This is a genomic window from Enterobacter cloacae complex sp. P47BA (assembly GCF_014930485.1).
In the GTDB taxonomy this organism is placed as follows: domain Bacteria; phylum Pseudomonadota; class Gammaproteobacteria; order Enterobacterales; family Enterobacteriaceae; genus Enterobacter; species Enterobacter bugandensis.
In genome coordinates, this window is sequence record NZ_JADBRF010000002.1 from 24,937 (window position 1) to 47,344 (window position 22,408).

Genomic DNA, 22,408 nt, shown 5'->3' on the forward strand with positions numbered 1-22,408 from the left:
GGCGTAACCCCCCTGAGGCGGAATAGACAATCAGAAGCCGAGGCTGTCCAGCAGGTCGTCCACCTGATCCTGGCTTGCCACGACGCCCGCCTTGCTGGCGTCGAGCTGTGGGCCATTGAGCAGGCTTTCGTTCTCGCGTTTTGGACGGGCAGCCGGTTCCGGGATGTTCTCCAGCAGCACCATCAGCAGCTGGCGCTCAATCTCCTGAATCACATCCATCATGCGCTTGATGACCTGACCGGTCAGATCCTGGAAATCCTGCGCCATCATGATGTCCAGCAGCTGGGCGTTGGTGAAGCTGGTGTGGCCCGGCACATCCCCCAGGAACTGACGGGTGTCAGTCACCAGTTCGCGGGCATCCGCCAGCTCGATGGGGTTCTCAAACCACTCATCCCAGCGTTGGGTCAGGGCTTTCGCGCCCTTTTCCATCGCATCCTGATGCGGCTGTGAGGCTTCAACGCTGTTCAGCGCACGCTCAGCTGCCTGAGCGGTCATCTGCACAACGTAGTCCAGACGGTCGCGGGCGTCCGGGATCGCTTCCGCCGCTTCGGCTATGGCCTGATCCAGCCCCAGTTCACGCAGGCTGTCACGCAGCATGCGCGTCAGGCTGCCGATGCGGACGATGATGTCGCTCGGCGAGTGTTCTTCAACGGGTTTCATTGCAGGTTGCATCATCACCAACACCTCACATGCCGAGTTTCTCGAAGATCTTACCGAGCTTCTCTTCCAGGGTCGCTGCGGTGAATGGCTTCACCACGTAGCCGCTTGCGCCCGCCTGTGCAGCGGCAATGATGTTCTCTTTTTTCGCTTCTGCAGTGACCATCAGCACCGGCATAGACGCCATGCCCGCGTCCGCACGAATGGTTTTAAGTAGCTCCAGACCGTCCATATTCGGCATGTTCCAGTCGGAGATGACAAAACCAAACCCGCCAGCCTGCAGTTTGTTCAGCGCATCCACGCCGTCTTCTGCTTCTTCAACGTTGTTGAAGCCCAGCTCTTTCAGCAGGTTGCGCACAATGCGACGCATGGTGGAAAAGTCATCCACAACCAAAAACTTAAGCTCTTTATCCGCCATAAAATAATACTCCTGAGTCAAATACGTATTGCCTGTCCGGCACTGATTTTCGCCAGCATCTGCTGGCTTACCTGGCTAAGATCGACCACTTCGCTCACGCCACCCATATTGATGGCCTCGCGCGGCATGCCGAACACCACACAACTTGCTTCATTCTGCGCAATCGTCCAGGCGCCAGCCTGGTGCATTGCAAGCATTCCGGCGGCACCGTCGTTGCCCATCCCCGTCAGGATCACCCCAACGGCGTTGCGCCCCGCATGTTTCGCCACCGAATGAAACAGCACATCCACCGACGGACGGTGCCGGTTAACCGGCGGTCCGTCATGAATTTTGATTTGATAGTTAGCGCCGCTGCGCGCCAGCTCCATATGCTTGTCCCCCGGCGCAATATACGCATGTCCCGGCAGCACGCGCTCGCCGTCTTCCGCCTCTTTCACGCTGATCTGGCACAGCTTGTTCAGACGTTCGGCGAAGGAGCGGGTAAAGCCAGGCGGCATATGCTGCGTGATCAGAATACCCGGACTTGAAAGCGGCAATGGCTGGAGTACATGGCGAATTGCCTCTGTTCCTCCGGTTGACGCCCCAATAACCAGCAGTTTTTCCGAGCTGAGTAACGGTCCGGCCTTCAGGGTTGCCGGCGCGGCCATCGGCTTGTGGGCCGCGAGCTTCGCGCGCGAGGCGGTGCGAATTTTCTCGGCGATCATCTCGCTGTACGCCAGCATCCCCTCGCGAATGCCGAGCTGCGGTTTGGTGACAAAATCCACCGCCCCCAGCTCCAGCGCGCGCAGAGTGATTTCCGATCCTTTCCCGGTCAGGGAGGAGACCATCACCACCGGCATGGGACGCAGGCGCATCAATTTCTCAAGGAAATCAATGCCATCCATGCGCGGCATCTCGACATCCAGCGTTAGCACGTCGGGGTTATATTTTTTAATTAAATCCCGCGCTACCAGCGGATCCGGCGCAGTGGCCACCATCTCCATGTCGCTATGGCTATTGATGATTTCAGTCATGATCTGACGCATCAGCGCTGAATCATCGACAGACAATACCCTGATTTTACTCATGCTTTTTCCTTACTCAGCGCATATACCGTTTGCCCACGCAGGCTAAACTCACGCGCGAGGTTGCTGAAGTTTTCCGAATGCCCGGCAAACAGTAAACCGTCAGGCTTGAGCAACGGAACAAACCGACGCAGAATGTCCTGTTGCGTCGTTTTATCAAAATAGATCATGACGTTACGGCAAAAAATGGCGTCGAAAGGCCCCGGCACGTTGTACTGCTTATCGAGCAGGTTAACGGGCGCGAATTCGACGCAGTTCGCCAGCTCCTGGCGTACGCGAACCAGGCCTTCATGCGGCCCCGTACCGCGCATGAAGTAACGCTGCAGCTGCTGCGGCGACAGCGTTTTCAGCTCGTCCTGGCGATACACGCCGTTACGCGCCTTCTCCAGCACCTCGGTGTCGATATCGCTGGCGTAGACTTTCCAGCGTCCCGGCGCCATGCCCAGCGTATCGGCAAGGGTGATCGCCAGCGAGTACGGCTCTTCACCCGTTGAGGCGGCCGCACTCCATACGCGATACTCCCCGGTGCGACGGCGCGCGTGCTCGGCCAGAACCGGAAAGTGGTGGGCTTCACGGAAAAAGGCCGTCAGGTTGGTCGTGAGTGAGTTAATAAAAGCCTGCCACTCCGCGCTGTTCTGGTTCGCTTCGAGCATGCTCAGATAGCGGCCAAAATCATCCAGCCCCAGCGTACGCAAGCGCCGCACCAGTCGGTTGTAGACCATGTCCCGCTTATGATCCGCAAGCACGATCCCCGCACGCTGGTAGATTAACTGACATATCCGACGAAAATGCGCGTCGGACAGCGCGAGGCGCTGTGTCATCTGCAACAATAATGACGTTTGCCCAGGGGGCATTGGTGATGTCATAGCGCCTTCTTAATTACATTCAGGATACAACTGGCACGGCCTGTGACCGCCCGACTTCTGTTACTGCTTCAACGTGCTCTTTCACATTAAATACCGCGACCAGCCCGGTGAGACGATCCGCCTGGCTGGCCAGCTGATCGGTTGCCGCTGCCGCTTCCTCAACTAACGAGGCATTCTGTTGCGTCACCTGATCCATCTGGCTGACGGCCTGAGCAACCTGCTCTATCCCGCGACGCTGTTCGTCCGACGCCGAGGCAATTTCGCCCATGATGTCGTTAACCCGCGTCACGGAGGTGACGATCTCGTGCATGGTATGCGCCGCCGTATCCACCAGGGCAGACCCCTGCTGGACGCGAGAGACCGACTCTTCAATGAGGGACTTAATCTCTTTCGCCGCGTTGGCGCTGCGGCTCGCCAGGTTTCGCACTTCACCTGCCACCACCGCAAACCCACGTCCCTGCTCGCCGGCGCGCGCCGCTTCCACGGCGGCGTTCAGCGCCAGGATGTTGGTCTGAAACGCAATACCGTCAATCACGCTGATGATGTCGCCGATCTTCTGCGAGCTGGCGGCAATCTCCTGCATGGTGCTGGCCACGTGAGAGGCCTGATCGCCCCCTCTCTTCGCCGTCAGCGCCGCCTGTTTTGACAGGTCAGACGCCTGGCGCGCGTTATCGGCGTTCTGGCTTACCGTCGCGGTCAGCTGTTCCATACTGGCCGCCGTCTGCGCCAGCGACGCCGCCTGCTGCTCGGTGCGGGACGAGAGATCGTTATTCCCCGCCGCAATCTCTGAGATCCCCGTATGCATGGCGTAACTGCCCTGACGCACGTCGGATACCGTTTCCCGCAGCGCCCCCTGCATGGCCTTCAGGCTGGAAAAGATCGCCGAAATTTCGTTTTTGCCAAACACCGCCACCGGACGCGCCAGATCTCCCTTCGCAATACTGTCGAAGTGGCTGCTGATAATCGCCAGCGGCTGCACAATCATTCTGCGCGCCCAGAGCAGCGCCCCGCCGGTCAGCAGCCCCGCCAGAATCACAACGACGGCAAAGATAACGCCAGACATGTGATAGCTGGTGCGGCTTGCTTCACCGGCGCGCAGAACAGACTGATTGATATCCTGCTGCCATGCGTCAAAGCTGCCGTCAAACGTCGCCTGAGACGCCTGGACCGGAGCGGTCATGAAGTCCGAAAGCTGGTTGTTCTCAAGCCAGGTCGCCTGGTGGTCCAGATCGCTGTACCACTGCTCAAAGTTCTTTTTCATGGCCGCCTTCAGCGCTTTCTCTTTCTCGCCGTCGGCCGCCTGCGCCGTGAAGGCTTTAAATTGTGCGTCTGCCTGCTTCAGGCTGTCGCGCGCCGTTGCCATCAGCGCCTTAATGTCATCCGGCGGATAGCTGAGCGCGGTTAAGGTTCCTGCCTTGTTCAGCGCAGTGCTTGCCTGCAACAGCACGGCACGCGTTTGTGCCAGTGCGGAGCGCTGCTGATTACTCGCCTCAACGTCCTGCAAATTCTGATAGCCATCGCGAAACGCCCAAAAAGACAACCCGTTACTGCCAACCTGCAACACACCGCAAAGGATCAGAATCAAAAACAGTGTGGTCGAGATACGAATACGATTTAACATCCACGCTCCCATCAAGCGGCAAGCAGCCGCGGTTTAATTGTCAGTCAAAATGTTTCCCAGTTTTCATCTTGTCCGGTCGTTGCAGCACGCGTGCGGGTGACCGCCGTGTCGGCGGCTGGCGCGCGGTACGTAGCTTGCGCAGTGACCGTATTTCCAGCGAGTGAAGCGAGACGAAACGCCGAGACGGCCATCTTCAGACGGCTCGCCTGGTCTTCCAGCGCAGCGGCCGCCGCAGCGGACTCCTGCACCAGCGCGGCGTTTTGCTGTGTCACGCGGTCCATTTCCGATACCGCCAGGGCAACCTGGTCGATACCACGACTCTGCTCATCGGACGCAGAGGCGATTTCACCCATGATGTCCGTCACGCGGGTAACGGCATTCACGATGTCATTCATGGTCTCCCCGGCACTCTCCACCAGCACGGAGCCGGTATCCACGCGGGAGACGGAGTCTTCAATCAGGGATTTAATCTCTTTTGCCGCGTTGGCGCTGCGGCTGGCAAGGTTGCGCACCTCCCCGGCCACCACCGCAAACCCGCGACCCTGTTCGCCCGCGCGCGCCGCTTCCACGGCGGCGTTGAGCGCGAGGATGTTGGTCTGGAAGGCAATGCCGTCGATGACGCTGATGATGTCGGCGATTTTCTTCGAGCTGTCGGCGATTTCGTGCATGGTTTTCACCACGCCATCCACCACTCGACCGCCGCGCTGCGCGGTTTCGGAGGCGCTTTCCGCCAGCTGAGACGCCTGGCGGGCGTTATCGGCGTTCTGCTTCACGGTTGCGGTGAGCTGCTCCATGCTGGCGGCCGTCTCTTCCAGCGCCGACGCCTGCTGCTCGGTACGAGATGAGAGATCGTTATTCCCCATCGCGATTTCGCTGGTGCCGGTATAGATCGCCTCGGATCCGTTACGCACGTTGGCGACGGTCTCGATCAATGAACGCTGCATGTGGTCGACGCTGTTGGCCAGCTCGGTGATCTCGTTACGTCCGGAAACGGTCAGCGTTTTGGTCAGATCGCCAGAGGCAATCTCGCGAATATGGGCAATCACGCGGCCGAGAGGGTTCAGCAGGATGTGGCGAATGCCGTACCACACAGCGAACAGCACAATGACCAGCGCCAGGGCCAATACCGCCATCTGCCATTTCGCAAAGCGGTAGTCATTCTGGCTTTCAGTAAAAGCCGAGTGATACAGATCGTCGCTGGCCTTCGCGTATTCCCCCAGCGCCGCGCCGAGTGCGTTTTGCATCCCCTGCGTGGGCTGTGCGAAGTAGGCATCCATGTTGCCGCTCTCCAGGAACTGGATCAGCTCCGTCAGCCCGGCATAGTAGGCGCTGTATTTTTCATCAATGTTCTGGCTCACCTGCGCCATAGCAGGCTGCGGTGCGATTTGCCTGAAGGCGGCGTAGTGTTTAGCCGCGTCGGCCAGCGTGGCCCGGGCATTTTTTAGCAGATCGTTTTTCGCGCTGCTCTGCTGATTGTTCGGATCCATCATCATGCGCGCGGACGAGCGGCTCAGGTTGATGCGCGTTTGCAGCATCAGATCCCACGTCGACGTGAGCTCACTCTGCTGCAGGCGGAGATCGTTCGAGGCGGCGAAACTGTCCTGGTTCTGTTTTAACGACGAGAAAAAAAGCCCGCCGGAGATAAGCTGAAGTAGTGCGAAAATGACCAGCACCATCATTAGCATTGTGACAACGCGGATACGGTTCAACATACAACACCTTCTCATAGATTTATTAACGGTGTTATCGGCACAGGCCACAGGAACTTTACATTTGCGAAAGGGAAAAGCGCGGGGTTAAAACGCGACGTCAACAATCAGCGTATCGGTGTAGGTGCCGGCGGGCGGCGTGGCCTGGCTGGTCAGAACTTTGGCGGTGTAGTTATAGGTACGCAGCAGGCCGTCGGCGCTGACCAGCGAGGAGGTCGCGCTGGTCCAGCGTTCGCTGCCGCTGCTGCCCCAGCGGTTAGTCGTGGCTTCTTTATAGATGTCATAACTCAGGTAGTTACTGCCGCTCACCATCCGGCGCACGTTATTCAGCGCGTTGGCACCATTGTTAATCCCGATGGTATAGGTACTGCCTTTGGTACAGGTGACGGCAATCGCCTGCGAGACCGTGGGGAAATTTTGCACCAGCGGCGCACTGCTAAAGTTGACGTCCGGCGTGGTCATGGCGCTGCAGTCGTTGGTGACGGTCAGGTTAAGCAGAATACTGGTCGTCGCGGTTCCCGTTTGATTGATGGTGCAAATACCGAGCGCCCCCACGGAACAGACGCTGTAGTTAACGCTGAAGGTTAACTGCACCTGATACGGCCCGGCAGAGACGTTTTGTCCGGCGACGGTGCGGAAATAGAGCGGAATGTTGTACTGCTTTGACCCGAGCAATCCCAGCAAGGTATTTCCGCTCCAGGTATACGATTTACTTATCTGTACCTCACTGCTGCTCGCGCAACCCGAAAGTCCACACAGCCGGGTGGGGATCACGTCCGTGATGGCGGCATTATCGGTGCGTTTCAGGGTCGCACGACTGTTGGCCGATATCGTTGCTGCGGTGTAGTTCAGCGTCACCGAGTCGTTCGTCAGCAGGTTGAGTATCGAATCACACGCCACCACCAGCGTGCCGGTGGTCTCCACCTCCCCGGAGCCGCTCAGCGCAAACGACGTGACGCTGCCGAACGACGCATTGACCGTGCTGACGGTACAGGCCGCCCAGCTGCCGCCGGAGAGCAGCAGCAGGAGCAACATCACCCAGCGCTTCATGGCCCCTCCCGGCAGACCAGCGGGCCGTAGGTTTGCAGCCTGTGGTCCGGGTTCGCGCCGATGGTCAGCGTTGCCCTGCAGCGTTTGCCTGTCGGCGTCGTGACGTCGAGCAGATTGACGTCGCTGAGGTTTTCCAGCCAGGCAATCCCGTCATATCCCACCACCGCATTGCTGCGCGAGGCGCGTCGAACCTGGCTTCCCACCGGAATGGCCTCCCCCTGCGCGTCGTGCAGGATGACGCTCGCTACCCGCTCCTGTTCCATCGGGAAATCCACCAGATAACCGCTGTGGCGGCGGATCGCCACCCGCCGCTCGGTCTCTTTCAGCCGGGTGTCGGCAGGCAGGTTCAGGGTATTAATACTGTAGCTTGCCGGGTAATAGGCCGAGACGCCGCTCACCAGCAGATACCCGTTGCGGTTGGTTTTACCAACCGGCTGGTTTTCATAGCTGACGGGGACATCCGGCTGGCCATCGGTGCTGATGACCACAAACGCATCGTTGATTTTGTTTGCCGCAAACAGTTCGCCGTCCATCAGCACCAGGGAGCCCATCGCTTCGCTCCACCAGGTCATCATGCCCTTCTCGCCGTACCCGCCCCCCTGCAGCTCGATATTGTTATTGCGCCAGCCCACCGTTCCCTGCTGGTAGTTATTCGATCGCGACTGGTTCGCCCACGCCATATTCCAGCTGAAGCCGCCGTCGGAGGGCATCGAGTGGTTGTAGTTGATGCGCTGCGTGCTGCCTGCATCCGGGGTATTTTCCACGGTGAGCGCCGCGCTGTCGCGTTCGCCCAGCGGCACCTGGAATGACATCGCGACCGTCCAGTCGCCCCGCTGCTGGTCCCGGCTGGCGGCGAGGTAAATGCTGCTGGAGCCCCACAGATTTCGGCTCCAGGAGAGGTTAAGCAGCTCGGTTTTCTGGCTGTCAAAGCTCTCCACGCCGATCCAGGCCGCCCCGATGTTGCCGTATTCCCCCAGGTTGAAGGTCAGGGAATATTGATCGGTATTGCGGCTAAAGCTGGCGATGGGGCGGTCATTTTCGTCGTACACCGTCGGCTGGTCATACAGGGCCAGGTTACCAAAGCCGCGATCGCGGCGGGTATGCTGGGTGGCGAGGCTGAACTCGCTGGTGCTGTACTGGTAGCCCCAGTTGATTTGCCCGCCGTCATCTCCGCGCATCCGGCTCTGACTGTACGAGGTATTCACCACGCCAAAACGCCCCAGCTTGACCACCGTCCCCGCACCGGCGAGCGCCAGTTCCTCCGCGCCTTCGGCGTGCCCCTCCAGCGTCAGCCAGTCCGTCAGGCCGTAGCGATACGATCCGCTCCCCGCCGCCGGGCCGTAGTCAAAATTCTTAATGCCGTAGTTGCGCCGCAGGCTCCCCAGGGTAACGGCCCCATCGCTCAGCCCTTCTTTCAGCAGATCGCTGGTGACGTAAAACGGCAGCGTGGTACTCACCTGGCGCCCCAGCGCATCGGTGGTGACCAGCACCGCATCCCCGGCGCCGTTAATGTAGGGCAGGTTCGTCAGGGTGAACGGCCCGGGCTGCAGCTGCGTGGACCCGGAGCGGTAGCCGTTGATGAAGAGGTCGACCGAGGTCGGCACCGCCGCTTCACCTGAAAATTCCGGCAGCGGCCAGGTCACCAGGTCCGGACGCAGGGAGAAATCACGCCCATAGCTGATCCCGCCCATGCGGACGCTGCTGCTCCAGCTCAGGGCATCGCTGATGACATCCCCGGCGGTCCAGGTGGTGGCGTCCTCCTCGTTGGTCACCAGCAGGGTGGTGTCATAGCGGACATAGCCCTCCTGCTGACCGTCGTTGCCGGTGAAATTTTCGCGGGCGTAGCCGGTGGAGGAGAATGAACCGTTTTCATTGAAGTAGCGGAATTCATGCCAGAGCGAGGCCTGCCCGCCGACGTGCTCGGTATGGTTGGTATAAAAATCGTAATTGAGCAGCGCGCCTCTGCCATAGTGAGGCTTACTCTGCGTCGGCTGGCCGCCAAACGGGGTGACGCGGGAGGTTATCCACTCACGGGGCACGGTCAGCAGCAGACGCTGGGCGGGACTGTCGTACTCCACCCGCACCGCCGGAAGCGTGCTGAGATTGACGTCGCCGTTGGGCACATGTTCAGGCGGAAGCCCGGCGCGCAGCAAATCGGCGCTGGAGATATAGTAAGCGCCGTCGCGTTGCGTCACGGGAACCACCAGCCCGGTGTCGTAGTGGTTCAGTACCAGGGCGAGCTGGAAAACCGCCTCCCCGTTTATCGCCTGCGCTTGCGGCGGCGGCGGTAAGCTGTCATCACCCGGTTCGGCCCAGGTACTGGTACTCACGCAAAGCAGGATCATCATTGCGGGCTTCAGTTGACGGGCGTCGACTGCCATTGTGCATCCCTGGCATTAATCTGCGCGCTGATCTGGCTGGGCTGGCGGATCCCGGCCGGAATCGGCCAGCTGCGGGTGCTGCCCGGCAGCACATAGCCCAGCAGGCCATCCGCAATCATGCGCTTTTGTCCCCCCTGCTCCAGCGCCACCTGGCTGAGCCTGACGTGAACATCGCCCTGATTGCGGACTTCAATGGCAGGCTGGCCCGCCACCTGCGTGACGCGCCAGCTCAGGTTACGGGTATCCACGAGGGCATGATGCGCCCCCTCTTTTATTGTCGGTATCCCCTGTCCGTAAACGAACAGGGGTATGGAATAGCGCATCTGCAGTTTAAGGCCGATGGCGGGGTCGGCCTTCGCGTCCGGCTGGGGAATTTCATCCACGATAATGCGATAGGCTTGTTCAACGCCCATCGGAACCGTACCCTGTTTGATCAGGCGGATCAGCTGTTTACTGCCTTTGCCGATGGTGACGATGGGCGGGCTGGCGACCACGTCCTGCTGGGCGGTATAGCGCTCAAAGCCCCCCTCCTGCTTCCAGCGCACAATGCGCACCTGCATCGTTGTGGCACTGTTTCCCTGATTCTGGATCCACAATTCAGTCGCTTTGCTGTCGGCCGACAGCCACGGATCGATGGGCCATAACAGAATGGTCGCCGCCGCCTGCGCCTGTCCTGCCGCCATGGCGGTCACGCCCAACATACTCACCAGGTACCAATGCCTGAATAGTGGCTTCATCGAATGTTCTCCCTTTTTCACCATGACAAGGTCACGGTGAGCTGATCGGAATAGGTGCCTGCCGGGCTAAATCCCGTCAGCAGCGCTACGCCAAAAAGTGGTAGTGCAATATTGTTGCTGTTGGTGTAGGTCACCGGGATGGCCTGGTTGACCCCAATCTCACTGTTCGCCGCCAGTGAACTGCTGCTGTAAAGCCGGTAGCCCACCACGTCGGTGCCGCCTGAACGCGTCATGCGGCGCACCGAGGCGTAGTTTTGCCCGCCGTTGATGCTCATGCTCAGCGCCACGCCCGGCGTGCAGGCGATGGACAGCGCCCCGTTGGGCACAAAGCTGGTGCTGACCGGGGCACTCTCCACGCCGGTATGGGTCCCAAAATCCAGCGTCCCGAAGATCCCGCCGGTCCCCGTCGTGACAGAACATCCCGGCACGACGGTCGCGCTCACCTTAAACGACTGCGACGTCACCGCGCCGGCCCCGGAAACCAGGGTCAGCCCCAGCGCCAGCGCAAAAAAAGGCTGCACGATCCCCTCTGCGCAAGCGCGCAGACTTAAAAAGGAGGCCTTCATGGCTGGAGCTAGTAGGTGACGCTGACGTTGATCGTGTCGGTATAAGTGCCCGGCACCACCGTGACGCTGTTACCGCCGCCGGTGATGCGCCCGTAAAGGGTGTAGCTGTTGACCCCGCCCGCCGTCGACGCGACCGGCAGCGCCGCGTTGTTGGCGATGACGTTGTTAAATCCGCTGTCGCTGTACAGACTGTAAGCCACGCCCTGCGCCGCATTGGCGGTATTGATCAGATAGCGCGCAGGCGTGCCCGGCGTGCCGACCACGGTACCGGGTGCGGTGGAGTTAGTGTTGCCGGTGATAGCCACCGTATAGCTGGCGGTGGTGCACTGAATGGTGAACGTATTCCCGCCGCTGGCGCCGGTGAGCTGGGTGGTCAGCGTGGAAAACGTGGCGGGATGGGTACCAAAATCGAGTGTCCCGAAGTTAATACCGTTTTGCGTGGGCGATCCGTTAATCAGACACCCGTTTGTGAGGGTCAGCGTCGCACCGATGGTGCCGCTGCTGGTCACGGCCAGCGCAGGATGTACCGTTGTCGCCGCCAGTAACGCGCCAGCGCAGATTAAAAGGCGTTTTCTTTTCATTTTCCACCCTCCGGAAGTCAAACGCGTTCCCTTGCCACATTTTATTTATGCTGTTCAAGATGTTAGCCCCGCTTAAGGTTCCTCTGAGAGGGGTTAATGAGAATTTAGTTTACGGATATCGCTTCCACCACCCGCCCCAAAACGCATAATCCTTGAGTCCTATTGACTTAATATTCTTATAGATAACAATGAATTAAAATTATTTTGGCCGCATTTTTATTTTTTTTTGAAGAGAATATATCCCTTATAGTGTGATCACCATCACAATATATCGTTATGCCACCAACAACAAAATCAATAAAACTTAAAAACTTGTTGTAACCCCCTACGCTTTGCGTCAATTTATGCGCCGAATATTTTCCCGCGCAGTAATAAAAAATTTATATGTATCGGCGCGGGCGACATCTGATAGCGCATAGAGGGTCTTTTTTCGTGGCAAGTGCAAACAAACTTACACTCTTCATCGTGATATTCATGCTGGCGGGTATTCTTTCAGGGGCGGCAATTCACGAGTACGCATCTGCGGATGCCATCAAAGCCTGGTCGGATAATATTACCCTTCTGACCGATATTTTCCTCCGTCTGATCAAAATGGTTATTGCGCCGCTGGTCTTCAGCACGCTGACCGTAGGCATTATGAAGCTGGGAGAAACCTCCACCATAGGCCGGGTGGGCGGCAAAGCGATGGTATGGTTCATCAGTTCATCCGTGCTTTCTATTCTGGTCGGACTGTTTATCGTCACGCTGGAGCGTCCGGGAAGTGGCCTGAACCTGACTATTCCAACCGAGGCGGTGGATACCGGTCTGGCCGTGGGCGGGATGACGCTGAAAGCGTTCCTGTCTCACACCATTCCCACCAGCATCGCGGGGGCGATGTCGAACAATGAGATCCTGCAGATAGTGGTGTTCTCGATGTTCTTCGGCATCGGCGGCGCGTCGCTGGGGCAGAAATTCAACGCGCCGCTGGTGGCCGCACTGGATGTGGTTTCCCATATCATGCTGAAGGTAACGGGTTACGTGATGTACGTTGCGCCGCTGGCCATCTTCGCGGCGATCTCCTCCGTCATTGCCACGCAGGGTCTGGGCATCCTGTTGAACTACGCCTCCTTTATTGGCGGCTACTACGTTGCCATTCTTCTCACCTGCATGGTGCTGCTGGCCGTGGGTTACATGGTGCTGAAAAAAGAGGTGTTTCGCCTGGTCAGCATGCTGAAAGATCCGGTACTGGTCGCATTCACCACCAGCAGTTCTGAAGCGGCCTACCCTAAAACGCTGGAGCAGCTGGAGCGCTTTGGCTGCTCGCGCAATATCGCCTCTTTCGTTCTGCCGATTGGCTACTCCTTCAACCTCGTGGGGTCAATGGTGTACTGCTCGTTTGCCTCGATGTTTATTGCGCAGGCGTACAACATTCACCTGAGCTTCTCTGAGGTGACGGTGCTGATGTTAACCCTGATGCTGGCGTCAAAAGGCATTGCGGGCGTGCCGCGTTCTTCGCTGGTGGTGCTGGCCGCGACGATCCCGAGCTTTAACATTCCGGTGGCGGGGATCCTGCTGCTGATGGGTATCGACCACTTCCTGGATATGGGGCGTTCCGCGATTAACGTGCTGGGGAACGGCATTGCGACCGCGATGCTGTCGCAGAATGAAGGTGCGCGGGAAGCGGACGCTGAGCTGGTAAAGCAGGAAGCGTAAGGGTATGAAAAAGCCGGGTGGCGGCTTCGCCTTACCCGGCCTACAAATGGCTCGACACGTAGGCCGGGTAAGCGTCAGCGCCACCCGGCTTTGTTTTAGGCTACGTGACTCGCGGCGATATCCAGCAGCGCCATCTCTTCGCTGTTCAGCAGCTTTTCGATGTTCACCAGAATCAGCATACGCTCGCCGAGCGCCCCCAGGCCGGTCAGGTATTCAGTCGACAGGGTGACCGCAAACTCCGGCGCAGGACGAATCTGGTCAGAGGTCAGTGAAAGCACGTCAGATACACCATCCACCACGATACCCACCACGCGCTGTCCCAGGTTGAGGACGATCACGACGGTATTGTCGTTGTAGTCAACGTCACCCTGGCTGAACTTCACGCGCAGATCCACGATTGGCACAATCACGCCGCGCAGGTTGGTGACGCCTTTAATAAACGCTGGCGTGTTAGCGATGCGGGTAACCTGGTCGTAACCACGAATTTCCTGCACTTTCAGGATATCGATGCCGTACTCCTCATCGCCCAAAGTGAATACCAGGAACTCCTGCCCTGATGGCTCGCCCGCCAGTTTCGTTACATTACTCATACCGGTCATGTTATTACCTTCTACTTAATCAGGCGGCTGTGTACGCCACACGTTGTTCACGATTTAATCCCTGAAGCGCCGACACGTCGACGATCAGCGCCACGCTACCATCCCCCAGAATGGTGGCAGCAGAAATACCCGGCACCTTGCGGTAGTTGCTTTCGAGGTTCTTCACCACCACCTGGTGCTGACCAATCAGCTGATCGACCAGCAGCGCGTAGCGACGGCCCGCGCTTTGCAGGATCACCACGATACCCTGCGTGGCCTCGGTCTTCGCCCCGTCCACTTCGAACACTTTCCACAGTTCGACCAGCGGCAGGTACTCACCGCGCACTTCGAGAACGCGCTCGCCGCCCGCCAGCGGATGCAGATCTTCTTCACGCGGCTGGAGGGATTCCATCACCGCGTTCAGCGGCAGAATGAAGACTTCGTCCGCGACTTTGACCGACATGCCGTCGAGGATCGCCAGCGTCAGCGGGAGCAGGATGCGGATGGTGGTGCCGGAGCCCTGTTTAGACTGGATCTCAACGTGGCCGCCCATCTCCTGAATGTTACGTTTCACCACGTCCATGCCGACGCCGCGTCCGGAAACGTCCGTCACCTGCTCGGCGGTCGAGAAGCCCGGCGCGAAGATCAGCATGCCCACTTCTTCGTCGGTCATGTTTTCATTCACCGCCATCCCCTGTGAAATAGCTTTCGCCAGGATGCGCTCGCGGTTAAGGCCCGCGCCGTCGTCGGTCACTTCGATGCAGATGTTCCCGCCCTGATGTTCCGCAGAGAGGATCAGATTCCCGACCGGGGATTTCCCGGCGGCAATGCGGTTTTCCGGCAGTTCAATACCGTGGTCGAGGCTGTTACGCACCAGGTGCGTTAACGGGTCGATGATGCGCTCGATCAGGCTCTTATCCAGCTCCGTTGAGCTGCCCATCAGGGTCAGTTCAATCTGCTTATTCAGCTTGCTGGCAAGGTCGCGCACCAGGCGTGGGAAGCGGCTGAAGACATATTCCATCGGCATCATGCGGATGGACATCACCGATTCCTGCAGGTCGCGGGCATTACGCTGAAGCTGGCCCATGCTGGTGATCAGATCGCCGTGCGTGACCGGGTCCAGTTCGTTAGAACGCTGCGCCAGCATGGACTGGGTGATCACCAGTTCGCCAACCAGGTTAATCAGCTGGTCAACCTTCTCAACGGCAACGCGAATGCTGGTGGACTCACTGGAGCGCGCGGCCGGTTTTTCACCACGGCCAGGCGCCGAGGCCTCTTTTGGCACCGCCTTCAGCACCGGGGCCGCTGGGGCCACAGCCGGTGCGGCGGCCTGGGCAACGACAGCAACCTCTTCTTCTGCAGCCGGAGCTGCTACCGCGGCGGCTTCCGTTTCGAAGGCGATCTGGTCGGCTTCAATGACAAAGCACAGCACCGCCACGATATCGTCCTGACTGATACCGTCATCGAGGGTCGCTGCGAGGCTGTCTTTGCCTTTCACTACGTTACTTAATTTCGCCAGGTTACCCAGCTCTTCTTCCAGCAGGTTAACTTCGCTCTCTTTCAGGCGTGACAGCACAACGCGCAGCTTGCCCGCTTGCGCAGCGGCTGGCGCGGCCTCTTCAGCAGCAACCGCATCGACAACGCTCAGTTTTGCTGCAGGGACAACGGCTGCAGCGACCTCACCTTTTGCTTCCAGGGCGAGCTGGCGCAGCGCATTGCAGATGTATTCAAAGCTGGCGGCATCAGGCTCTGCCGAACTTTTATAGGCGTCGAGCTGTTCCTGCATAATATCTTTGGTTTCCAAAAACAGGTTGATAATGTCGGTATTGAGCTGCATCTCACCGCGTCGTGCTTCATCAAGCAGGTTTTCCATTAAATGGGTCGTTTCCTGCAAGATGGTAAATCCAAACGTTCCGGCTCCGCCTTTAATAGAATGCGCCGCGCGGAAGATGGCATTGAGCTGCTCGGAGTCCGGTGCTTCGGGCACCAGATCGAGCAAATGTTGCTCCATATCCGCCAACAGTTCGTCGGCTTCATCAAAGAATGTCTGGTAAAAATCGCTAATATCCATGCTCACGCTATCACCTCGGATTGGCTGGTGGCGATGTTGGAACGGCAGCCGCAGGGACGGCCCCAGGCTGTTTTAAATCGTCCAGTGACTCATTCTGACTTTCGGCGTTTTCGTGCAGGATGGCCTGCTCCGCCTGCTGGTTCAGCACTAAAAGACTGATACGACGGTTGATGGCGTCATCCGGCCCGCGGTCGGAGACCCGCATGGTTGCTGCCATGCCGACCACGCGCAGTACCTTGCCATCATCAAGCCCACCTGCCACCAGCTCGCGACGCGAGGCGTTGGCACGATCGGCAGAAAGCTCCCAGTTGCTGTATCCCTTCTCCCCACTGGCGTACGGGAAGTCATCCGTGTGGCCCGAAAGGCTGATTCGGTTAGGAATGCCGTTCAGCACCGGCGCAATGGCGCGTAAAATATCGCGCATGTACGGCTCAACTTCCGCACTCCCGGTTTTAAACATCGGGCGGTTCTGGCTGTCGATAATCTGAATACGCAGCCCTTCCTGGACCAGATCGATTTTCAGGTGCGGCCGCAGCGCGCGCAGTTTAGGATCCGCTTCAATCAGTTGGTCGAGATCGCCACGCAGTTTTTTCAGACGCGCCTGCTCCATCTTGCGTTTCAGCTCGTCGATGTTCGGCTCTTTTTTCACCTCACCCTTCTGCTGGGTGTAATCATCGCCGCCGCCAGGGATCGGGCTTTCGCTGTTAGAGATACGCGGCCCACCGGTCACCGCCGTCGCCAGCGGGGTACGGAAATATTCGGCAATCTGGATAAGCTCCTTCGGGCTGGAGATGGAGATCAGCCACATCACCAGAAAGAACGCCATCATTGCGGTCATAAAGTCGGCGTACGCGATTTTCCAGGAGCCGTGGGAACCGTGCCCGCCGCCCTTGTGCTTGCGTTTTTTGACAATGACGATCGGATGGGACTGGTTTTTCATGCGTCCTCAGTTGTCGTCTGTTGGTTTGGGTTTTTCACCGCGCGCACGTGTTCTTCAAGCTCGATAAACGACGGACGCTCGCTGGAGTAAAGCGTTTTACGGCCAAATTCAACCGCGATCGGTGGCGCGTAACCGTTGAGGTTAGAGAGCAGCGTGATCTTCACGCACTGCATCATTTTGGTGGTTTCCGCGCTTTTCTGGCGCAGCACGCTTGCCAGCGGAGAGATAAAACCATAAGCCAGCAAAATACCGAGGAAGGTGCCCACCATCGCATGGGCAATCAGCGCGCCCAGTTCAGCCGCCGGACGGTCCGCCGAGGCCAGGGCGTGTACCACCCCCATGACCGCCGCCACGATACCAAACGCCGGAAGGGAGTCGCCCACCAGCGCCAGGCTGTTGGCCGGCACTTCAGATTCGCTTTCGTGGGTTTCGATCTCTTCGTCCATCAGCGCTTCAATTTCGAAGGTATTCATATTGCCGCTGATGATGAGACGCAGGTAATCGACGATGAAATCCAGCATCATGGCGTCCGCCAGAATGCGCGGATAGCTGGCAAAAATTTCGCTCTCTTTCGGGTTTTCGATATCCCGTTCAAGCGAGAACATCCCCTGCTGACGCGACTTCGCCATCAGGCGATAGAGCAGCGCCAGCAGATCCATATACATGCTTTTGGTGTATTTCGAGCGACGGAACAGCAATGGAATTGCCTTCAACGTGCCCTTGATCGATTTACCGTTGTTGCCAACGATAAAAGCCCCTACCCCTGCGCCGCCGATGATAATAAGTTCAGCCGGTTGATAGAGTGCTCCAAGGTGCCCGCCGGTCATCATGTAACCGCCGAAAACTGTACCGAGAACTACCAGGTAACCTAATAAGATAAGCACGACATCATCCTTCCGCTAGTGACTATGGCAAGGACGTCCAGCTCGCAGCGTTTACCGTTTGCGGGGTAAAAAAAAGCAGCGGTAATGACTTACCGCTGCTGGAATCTTGCCCACACGTTCGGGTTAAACAGCTTGTTCGATCTGTTCATCCAGCAGTTGTGGAATAATATCGGCAGCATCCCGGGAAAGTTTACGTCTTTTTACTGCGCGGGACGGCGGCTGACATAAACTACAGGCGAAGCTGCCTGCAGGCTGATGAGCATGGGTAATAAAATTGCCGTCGCAGCAATTGCAGCGCGACAGTTCAAGCATTCCGCTCTCAACAAAACGCACCAGCGTCCATGCGCGGGTCAGCGCCAGCAGAGGGCCTTCTTCCTGCTGTGGGCATTGTTCAAGGTAAAGTTTGTACGCTTTGATCACGGCGTCTACGCCGCTACACAAACCGGTTTTGAGAAGATACTGCCAGGCATTACAGAACATGGAAGCGTGGATGTTCTGCTCCCAGGTCATAAACCAGTCCGTAGAAAACGGCAGCATGCCTTTCGGCGGGGGACTACCGCGTAACTCTTTATACAGTTTGATGAGGCGACCACGGCTCAGCTGAGTCTCGCTTTCCAGCATTTGTAAACGAGCACCCAGCGTAATCAGCTCCATGGCCAACTGTATGTCACGCGCTTCCTGAACAATGCTTTTTTCGCTCATTGCTAGGCCCTTTTCTTACGGGCTGCGTCATCAGGCTGACTGATGTCGCTAAGCAAGCGAGTGGAGAGCAGGATACCGGTATGGATCTGTTGCAGATCGTCCACGCGGGATTCCTGCGTCAGACGCGTTATCGTCTGCGGATTATCAAAACGGAACTGGCACACCAGTTGATTCGTTTCCGCCAGTTTTACCATCTGCGGGAGGGTTAATCCACCCAGCATGGTTGCCATTTCTTCGTTAATACCCAGACGAAACATCGCGGACGCTTTGTCCTGACTAATTAAACGCTGCGCGAGCAGTAAATATGACAAATTGATGTCATAGATATGTTTTAGCAACTCGGATGTATGCATTGTTCCCATCCCGAATAACCAACTATTATTTTTATGCGGAAAGACCGCACCCCGTGATGTCGCCGGGAAATCACCCGGTATAAAAAAGAAAAGGCTAAATGCATAGTTGAATCTAGGTTTGTATTCATCCAAACGCGTAAGGGATGCAACGCGGTTACATCTCTTACAGGTTTTATCATTTCTTACAAATAACTAAGATTTTTCCTAATTCGACGCAAACTCTACTCGCCAGATTTGACACATACAATGCAGCCACCCTCAAATTTAAAAAAAATGTGATCCACGTCACACAATTTAAGTGAATGTTACCCATAAATCCATCAGTATGACTTCTAATTTGCTCATTTTTTAATCAATCGGCCCTGTTTTGTATTCTTAATCGACGAATACTCATGCATAAGCGTGAGAATAAGTGGCACGCAATGTGCTTTTAGCCGTGCGTGCAGTATCGGCAATCGTTTACATCGCGTATGCGTCAGGGACACATTTTGATTACTTCGATAAAACATAGAGTTATGCATTTCTGGCAAAAAAATTGTTTCATTGCGTGATCATTCGAAATGCGTTTATAACTTGTTAGAATGATTTAATAGCGAAAGCGAAGATTTGTGTGACTTACGTTAAGTTGTTAATTTTTTTCATTTAGGCGCATTTATCAGTTATTCTTCTTATAAGAATAATTAATGAATAATTATGATAAGCTTCACACTAATGTCGTATTCAAGTCTTGCGAAACCAGGAAATTCGCGGTAATGGTGATGAAACGCTGTCTGTCAGACATCTAAGGAGTGCGCCATGAGTTACTCCCATCTTCTTGTTTCTGTTGCCGTTTCCCCCGAAAGCCACCAGCTTGTCGCCCGGGCCGTTTCCATCGCCCGGCCGCATAATGCGCGCATCAGCCTCATTACCCTCGCGGCCGAGCCCGAGATGTACAATCAACTGGCGGCCCCGATGCTGGAAGATATTCGTGAGGTTTTGCAGGAGGAAACGCAGCAGTTTCTGCGAGAGCTTGTCGAAAAAGCAGAGTACCCCATTGATGAAACCGTTATTGCGACGGGGGAACTGAATGCCCATATTCTTGATATGTGCCGCAAGCAGAATATTGATTTAGTGATTTGCGGGAACCATAACCACAGCTTTATATCGAGGGCTACCTGCGCGGCAAAATCTATTATCGCCTCAAGCCAGGTTGACGTGCTGTTAGTGCCGCTTGGGGGGGCTTAACCCCCCCCAGAGGAATATCAGGCGAGTTTAGGGAAGGTCGCGATCTTTTTTTGCAGATCGCCTTCGTGACTTTGCGGGGCTATTTCGCGTAGATCCTGAATAAAACGCGCCTGCCAGTGATTTATATCGTTATTCCGGATCGTCTCCATCATTTCGGCATGGCGGGAAATTCGCTCCGTCAGCGGCATGGTCAGCGCGCGGTTGAGGGCATTTGCCACATCATCCCGATCGTAAGGGTTAACGAGCAGCGCTGAGGTCAGTTCGTTCGCTGCCCCGGCAAACTGGGAAAGCACCAGCACGCCCGGATCCGCCGGGTCCTGAGCCGCCACGTACTCTTTTGCCACCAGGTTCATCCCGTCACGCAGCGGCGTAACCAGGCCAACGTCGGCGTAGCGGAAGACCTTCATCAGGATCTTACGGTCAAAATGCTGATTCAGATAAAAGAGCGGGGTCCAGCCCAGCTGGCCGTAGCGCCCGTTGATGCGCCCCGCTTCGGTCTCCAGTTGATGACGAATGTCCTGATAGGCCTGCACTTCCCCGCGCGACGTTGGCGCGATCTGGGTATAGCGGATTTTACCGTGGTGCTGAGGGTATTTATCCAGCAGCGTTTCATACGCCAGGAAGCGTTCCGGCAACCCTTTGGAATAATCCAGACGCTCTACCGAGAAGATATTCTTCACGTGCTTGAGTTCATTCTTAAGCTGGGCCAGCTTCGGCGGCAGCGGGCCCGAGGCCTGTTCCGCAATTTCGTCGGGTTCAATACCAATCGGATAGACCTCGGTGTGGAAGGTTTTTCCCCACGCCGTATGGGTTTTGCCGCCGTTGGTTACCAGGCGCGTTTTGCCTGACACGGAGTCCAGGAACGCGAGACGGTCATTTTCGGTCTGGAAGCCCAGCAGGTCATAATCACACAGCGCCTCCAGCAGTTCTTCATGCGGCGGCAGCGCGGTGAAAATTTCCGGCGTCGGGAACGGAATGTGCAGGAAGAAGCCAATCCGGTTATTGACTCCCCTTTTACGCAGCTCTCTGGCGAAGGGGAGCAGATGATAATCGTGGATCCATAAAATATCGTCTTCCTCAATTAAAGGCAGCAGTTTATCCGCCAGCAGCGCATTCACCCGCGAGTAGCCCTCGAAGGATTCACGCTGGAATTTCACCAGGTCAAGACGATAGTGAAACGCAGGCCACAGGACCGCGTTGGAGAACTGCGAGTAATACTCGTCATAGTCTTTCTCTTTGAGCGCAAATGATGCCCACGTAATGTTCCCGCGCGTCACCTTTTTAAGCGGTTTCTCTTGTTCATTGATTTCACCGCTCCAGCCAAACCACAGCCCGCCAGCAGCTTTTAAGGCACCTAATACCCCTACCGCCAGGCCACCTGCACTGGCTTTTTTATCATCAGGCGGTGCAATTCGGTTAGAGACGACGACTAAGCGACCCATAATGGTTTCCCCCTTTGTTTTGCGCTATTTGTTGTTGTTGCTGGTTAGCGATATCAGAAATCCACTGCCAGACGGCCTCGACATTCGCCAGACGCCGTTCAGCGACAGTGTCACCAGGCCCTACCTTGACGGCGATCCCTCCGGCCTGTTTCACCACGCGAAAACCGGCCTCATCGGTCAGGTCATCGCCAAAAAATACAGGTGTACGTCCCTTAAATGGCGGTTCCGCCATAAACGCCGCAATAGCGGCCCCCTTATTGATGCCCTCAGGTTTTATCTCAACGACACACTTCCCCGGCTGCAGCGCGAGCTGCGGATGTGCATCGGCCACGCTTCGGGCAATCGCAAAGATCGCCGCTTCGTGATGCGGAGCCTGCCGATAGTGCAAGGCGAACGCCATGCCTTTCGCTTCCAGTTCCGTGCCCGGGAGCGACGCCAGCGCCGAGGAGAGTTCAGTATGTAACGCCTGAATCAAGGTATCGGGGAGTGATACAACATGCAGTTGATCATGGATATCGCGGCGCTCCGCTCCGTGTACACCGGCCAGCGGAAAGTGGTAAGGACTGGCGAGCACATCCAGCTCGGCCATTGAGCGCCCTGAAATCAATGCCAATGCGCCCTCGTTCAGTCGAGAGAGCTGCTGCAAATTCTCTAGCACCGTATCCGGTACGACCACGTCGTCAGGATGCGGCTGGATCCCGGCGAGCGTCCCGTCGAGGTCAAAAAAGAAAGCATATTTTCCGGGCAGTACAGGCGGTGCGGTTAACAAGTCAGCCACCCTAATCCTCCTTACGGTTTACGAGAGGTAAACGCCTTTACCTCTTTCATAGCCATGTAAGTATAGACAGTGTGATGGGCCTCGCCATTTGACA

Annotated in this window: 21 protein-coding genes; 2 read left to right on the forward strand and 19 right to left on the reverse strand. The window is 57.0% G+C overall.

What is annotated here, in order from left to right:
* Positions 1-30: 30 nt before the first annotated feature.
* The 11 genes from cheZ to IM299_RS03630 all read right to left on the reverse strand — a co-directional run bounded on the left by cheZ (position 31) and on the right by IM299_RS03630 (position 11,650).
* Positions 31-675 (reverse strand): protein phosphatase CheZ, encoded by a 645-nt coding sequence (gene cheZ, locus IM299_RS03580; protein WP_028013643.1) that lies wholly within the window; start codon positions 673-675, stop codon positions 31-33.
* A gap of 10 nt (positions 676-685) precedes the next feature.
* Positions 686-1,075, reverse strand: a complete 390-nt coding sequence (gene cheY, locus IM299_RS03585; protein WP_008500431.1) for a chemotaxis response regulator CheY — start codon at positions 1,073-1,075, stop codon at positions 686-688.
* Positions 1,076-1,092: 17 nt separating this feature from the next.
* The gene (locus IM299_RS03590) at positions 1,093-2,142 is read right to left on the reverse strand and encodes a chemotaxis response regulator protein-glutamate methylesterase (protein ID WP_014884341.1); all 1,050 of its coding nucleotides are present in this window, start codon (positions 2,140-2,142) and stop codon (positions 1,093-1,095) included.
* Entirely contained in the window at positions 2,139-3,005 is an 867-nt protein-coding gene (gene cheR / locus IM299_RS03595; RefSeq protein WP_014884342.1) for a protein-glutamate O-methyltransferase CheR, read from the reverse strand. Before cheR ends, IM299_RS03590 begins: the two co-directional genes overlap by 4 nt.
* A gap of 19 nt (positions 3,006-3,024) precedes the next feature.
* On the reverse strand, positions 3,025-4,626 hold the full coding sequence (gene tap / locus IM299_RS03600) for a methyl-accepting chemotaxis protein IV (RefSeq protein ID WP_193357066.1): 1,602 nt from the start codon (positions 4,624-4,626) through the stop codon (positions 3,025-3,027).
* Positions 4,627-4,670: 44 nt separating this feature from the next.
* Complete coding sequence (tar, locus tag IM299_RS03605; protein ID WP_193357067.1) at positions 4,671-6,338, reverse strand: methyl-accepting chemotaxis protein II; 1,668 nt, start codon at positions 6,336-6,338, stop codon at positions 4,671-4,673.
* A gap of 84 nt (positions 6,339-6,422) precedes the next feature.
* Positions 6,423-7,385: a spore coat U domain-containing protein gene (locus IM299_RS03610; RefSeq protein ID WP_048956514.1), complete on the reverse strand. Its 963-nt coding sequence runs from the start codon at positions 7,383-7,385 to the stop codon at positions 6,423-6,425.
* A complete protein-coding gene (locus IM299_RS03615) occupies positions 7,382-9,766 on the reverse strand; it encodes a fimbria/pilus outer membrane usher protein (protein ID WP_045260326.1) in 2,385 nt (794 codons plus the stop codon). Before IM299_RS03615 ends, IM299_RS03610 begins: the two co-directional genes overlap by 4 nt.
* Positions 9,742-10,503 (reverse strand): molecular chaperone, encoded by a 762-nt coding sequence (locus IM299_RS03620; protein ID WP_045260435.1) that lies wholly within the window; start codon positions 10,501-10,503, stop codon positions 9,742-9,744. Before IM299_RS03620 ends, IM299_RS03615 begins: the two co-directional genes overlap by 25 nt.
* Positions 10,504-10,520: 17 nt before the next feature.
* Positions 10,521-11,069: a spore coat U domain-containing protein gene (locus IM299_RS03625; RefSeq protein WP_028013649.1), complete on the reverse strand. Its 549-nt coding sequence runs from the start codon at positions 11,067-11,069 to the stop codon at positions 10,521-10,523.
* Between the two features lie 8 nt (positions 11,070-11,077).
* Entirely contained in the window at positions 11,078-11,650 is a 573-nt protein-coding gene (locus IM299_RS03630) for a spore coat protein U domain-containing protein (RefSeq protein WP_028013650.1), read from the reverse strand.
* 432 nt (positions 11,651-12,082) lie between these two features.
* Here IM299_RS03630 and IM299_RS03635 point away from each other — a divergent pair, with 432 nt between their 5' ends.
* Positions 12,083-13,342: a dicarboxylate/amino acid:cation symporter gene (locus IM299_RS03635; protein WP_041909418.1), complete on the forward strand. Its 1,260-nt coding sequence runs from the start codon at positions 12,083-12,085 to the stop codon at positions 13,340-13,342.
* A gap of 95 nt (positions 13,343-13,437) precedes the next feature.
* Here the strand turns inward: IM299_RS03635 and cheW are convergent, their stop codons facing one another.
* The 6 genes from cheW to flhD form a co-directional block, all read right to left on the reverse strand.
* Positions 13,438-13,941, reverse strand: coding sequence for a chemotaxis protein CheW (cheW, locus tag IM299_RS03640; protein WP_041909416.1), 504 nt, complete (start codon positions 13,939-13,941; stop codon positions 13,438-13,440).
* A gap of 19 nt (positions 13,942-13,960) precedes the next feature.
* A complete protein-coding gene (cheA, locus tag IM299_RS03645; protein ID WP_193357068.1) occupies positions 13,961-15,997 on the reverse strand; it encodes a chemotaxis protein CheA in 2,037 nt (678 codons plus the stop codon).
* 4 nt (positions 15,998-16,001) lie between these two features.
* Positions 16,002-16,931, reverse strand: a complete 930-nt coding sequence (gene motB, locus IM299_RS03650) for a flagellar motor protein MotB (protein ID WP_028013653.1) — start codon at positions 16,929-16,931, stop codon at positions 16,002-16,004.
* Positions 16,928-17,815 (reverse strand): flagellar motor stator protein MotA, encoded by an 888-nt coding sequence (gene motA / locus IM299_RS03655; RefSeq protein WP_008500417.1) that lies wholly within the window; start codon positions 17,813-17,815, stop codon positions 16,928-16,930. The genes motB and motA overlap by 4 nt, the downstream gene beginning before the upstream one ends.
* 123 nt (positions 17,816-17,938) lie before the next feature.
* The gene (gene flhC, locus IM299_RS03660) at positions 17,939-18,517 is read right to left on the reverse strand and encodes a flagellar transcriptional regulator FlhC (protein WP_013096051.1); all 579 of its coding nucleotides are present in this window, start codon (positions 18,515-18,517) and stop codon (positions 17,939-17,941) included.
* Positions 18,518-18,519: 2 nt separating this feature from the next.
* Positions 18,520-18,870 carry a flagellar transcriptional regulator FlhD gene (gene flhD / locus IM299_RS03665; protein ID WP_028013654.1) on the reverse strand — a complete coding sequence of 117 codons (351 nt, stop codon included), beginning with the start codon at positions 18,868-18,870 and terminating at the stop codon, positions 18,520-18,522.
* 795 nt (positions 18,871-19,665) lie between these two features.
* Between flhD and uspC the strand changes: the two genes are divergently transcribed.
* Positions 19,666-20,094: a universal stress protein UspC gene (uspC, locus tag IM299_RS03670; RefSeq protein WP_047362802.1), complete on the forward strand. Its 429-nt coding sequence runs from the start codon at positions 19,666-19,668 to the stop codon at positions 20,092-20,094.
* Positions 20,095-20,111: 17 nt separating this feature from the next.
* Here uspC and otsA read toward each other — a convergent pair whose 3' ends face one another.
* Positions 20,112-21,536, reverse strand: coding sequence for an alpha,alpha-trehalose-phosphate synthase (gene otsA, locus IM299_RS03675; protein WP_028013656.1), 1,425 nt, complete (start codon positions 21,534-21,536; stop codon positions 20,112-20,114).
* The gene (gene otsB / locus IM299_RS03680) at positions 21,511-22,314 is read right to left on the reverse strand and encodes a trehalose-phosphatase (RefSeq protein WP_193357069.1); all 804 of its coding nucleotides are present in this window, start codon (positions 22,312-22,314) and stop codon (positions 21,511-21,513) included. The genes otsA and otsB overlap by 26 nt, the downstream gene beginning before the upstream one ends.
* Positions 22,315-22,408 lie beyond the last annotated feature (94 nt).

What these genes read in the sequence shown, in the direction of transcription:
- motB (WP_028013653.1), bottom strand. Translation starts at nt 16,931, where the DNA reads ATGAAAAACCAGTCCCATCCGATCGTCATTGTCAAAAAACGCAAGCAC.
- cheY (WP_008500431.1), bottom strand. Translation starts at nt 1,075, where the DNA reads ATGGCGGATAAAGAGCTTAAGTTTTTGGTTGTGGATGACTTTTCCACC.
- tar (WP_193357067.1), bottom strand. Translation starts at nt 6,338, where the DNA reads ATGTTGAACCGTATCCGCGTTGTCACAATGCTAATGATGGTGCTGGTC.
- cheR (WP_014884342.1), bottom strand. Translation starts at nt 3,005, where the DNA reads ATGACATCACCAATGCCCCCTGGGCAAACGTCATTATTGTTGCAGATG.
- otsA (WP_028013656.1), bottom strand. Translation starts at nt 21,536, where the DNA reads ATGGGTCGCTTAGTCGTCGTCTCTAACCGAATTGCACCGCCTGATGAT.
- uspC (WP_047362802.1), top strand. Translation starts at nt 19,666, where the DNA reads ATGAGTTACTCCCATCTTCTTGTTTCTGTTGCCGTTTCCCCCGAAAGC.
- IM299_RS03590 (WP_014884341.1), bottom strand. Translation starts at nt 2,142, where the DNA reads ATGAGTAAAATCAGGGTATTGTCTGTCGATGATTCAGCGCTGATGCGT.
- IM299_RS03610 (WP_048956514.1), bottom strand. Translation starts at nt 7,385, where the DNA reads ATGAAGCGCTGGGTGATGTTGCTCCTGCTGCTGCTCTCCGGCGGCAGC.
- cheW (WP_041909416.1), bottom strand. Translation starts at nt 13,941, where the DNA reads ATGACCGGTATGAGTAATGTAACGAAACTGGCGGGCGAGCCATCAGGG.
- tap (WP_193357066.1), bottom strand. Translation starts at nt 4,626, where the DNA reads ATGTTAAATCGTATTCGTATCTCGACCACACTGTTTTTGATTCTGATC.
- cheZ (WP_028013643.1), bottom strand. Translation starts at nt 675, where the DNA reads ATGATGCAACCTGCAATGAAACCCGTTGAAGAACACTCGCCGAGCGAC.
- flhD (WP_028013654.1), bottom strand. Translation starts at nt 18,870, where the DNA reads ATGCATACATCCGAGTTGCTAAAACATATCTATGACATCAATTTGTCA.
- IM299_RS03625 (WP_028013649.1), bottom strand. Translation starts at nt 11,069, where the DNA reads ATGAAGGCCTCCTTTTTAAGTCTGCGCGCTTGCGCAGAGGGGATCGTG.
- IM299_RS03620 (WP_045260435.1), bottom strand. Translation starts at nt 10,503, where the DNA reads ATGAAGCCACTATTCAGGCATTGGTACCTGGTGAGTATGTTGGGCGTG.
- flhC (WP_013096051.1), bottom strand. Translation starts at nt 18,517, where the DNA reads ATGAGCGAAAAAAGCATTGTTCAGGAAGCGCGTGACATACAGTTGGCC.
- IM299_RS03615 (WP_045260326.1), bottom strand. Translation starts at nt 9,766, where the DNA reads ATGGCAGTCGACGCCCGTCAACTGAAGCCCGCAATGATGATCCTGCTT.
- IM299_RS03630 (WP_028013650.1), bottom strand. Translation starts at nt 11,650, where the DNA reads ATGAAAAGAAAACGCCTTTTAATCTGCGCTGGCGCGTTACTGGCGGCG.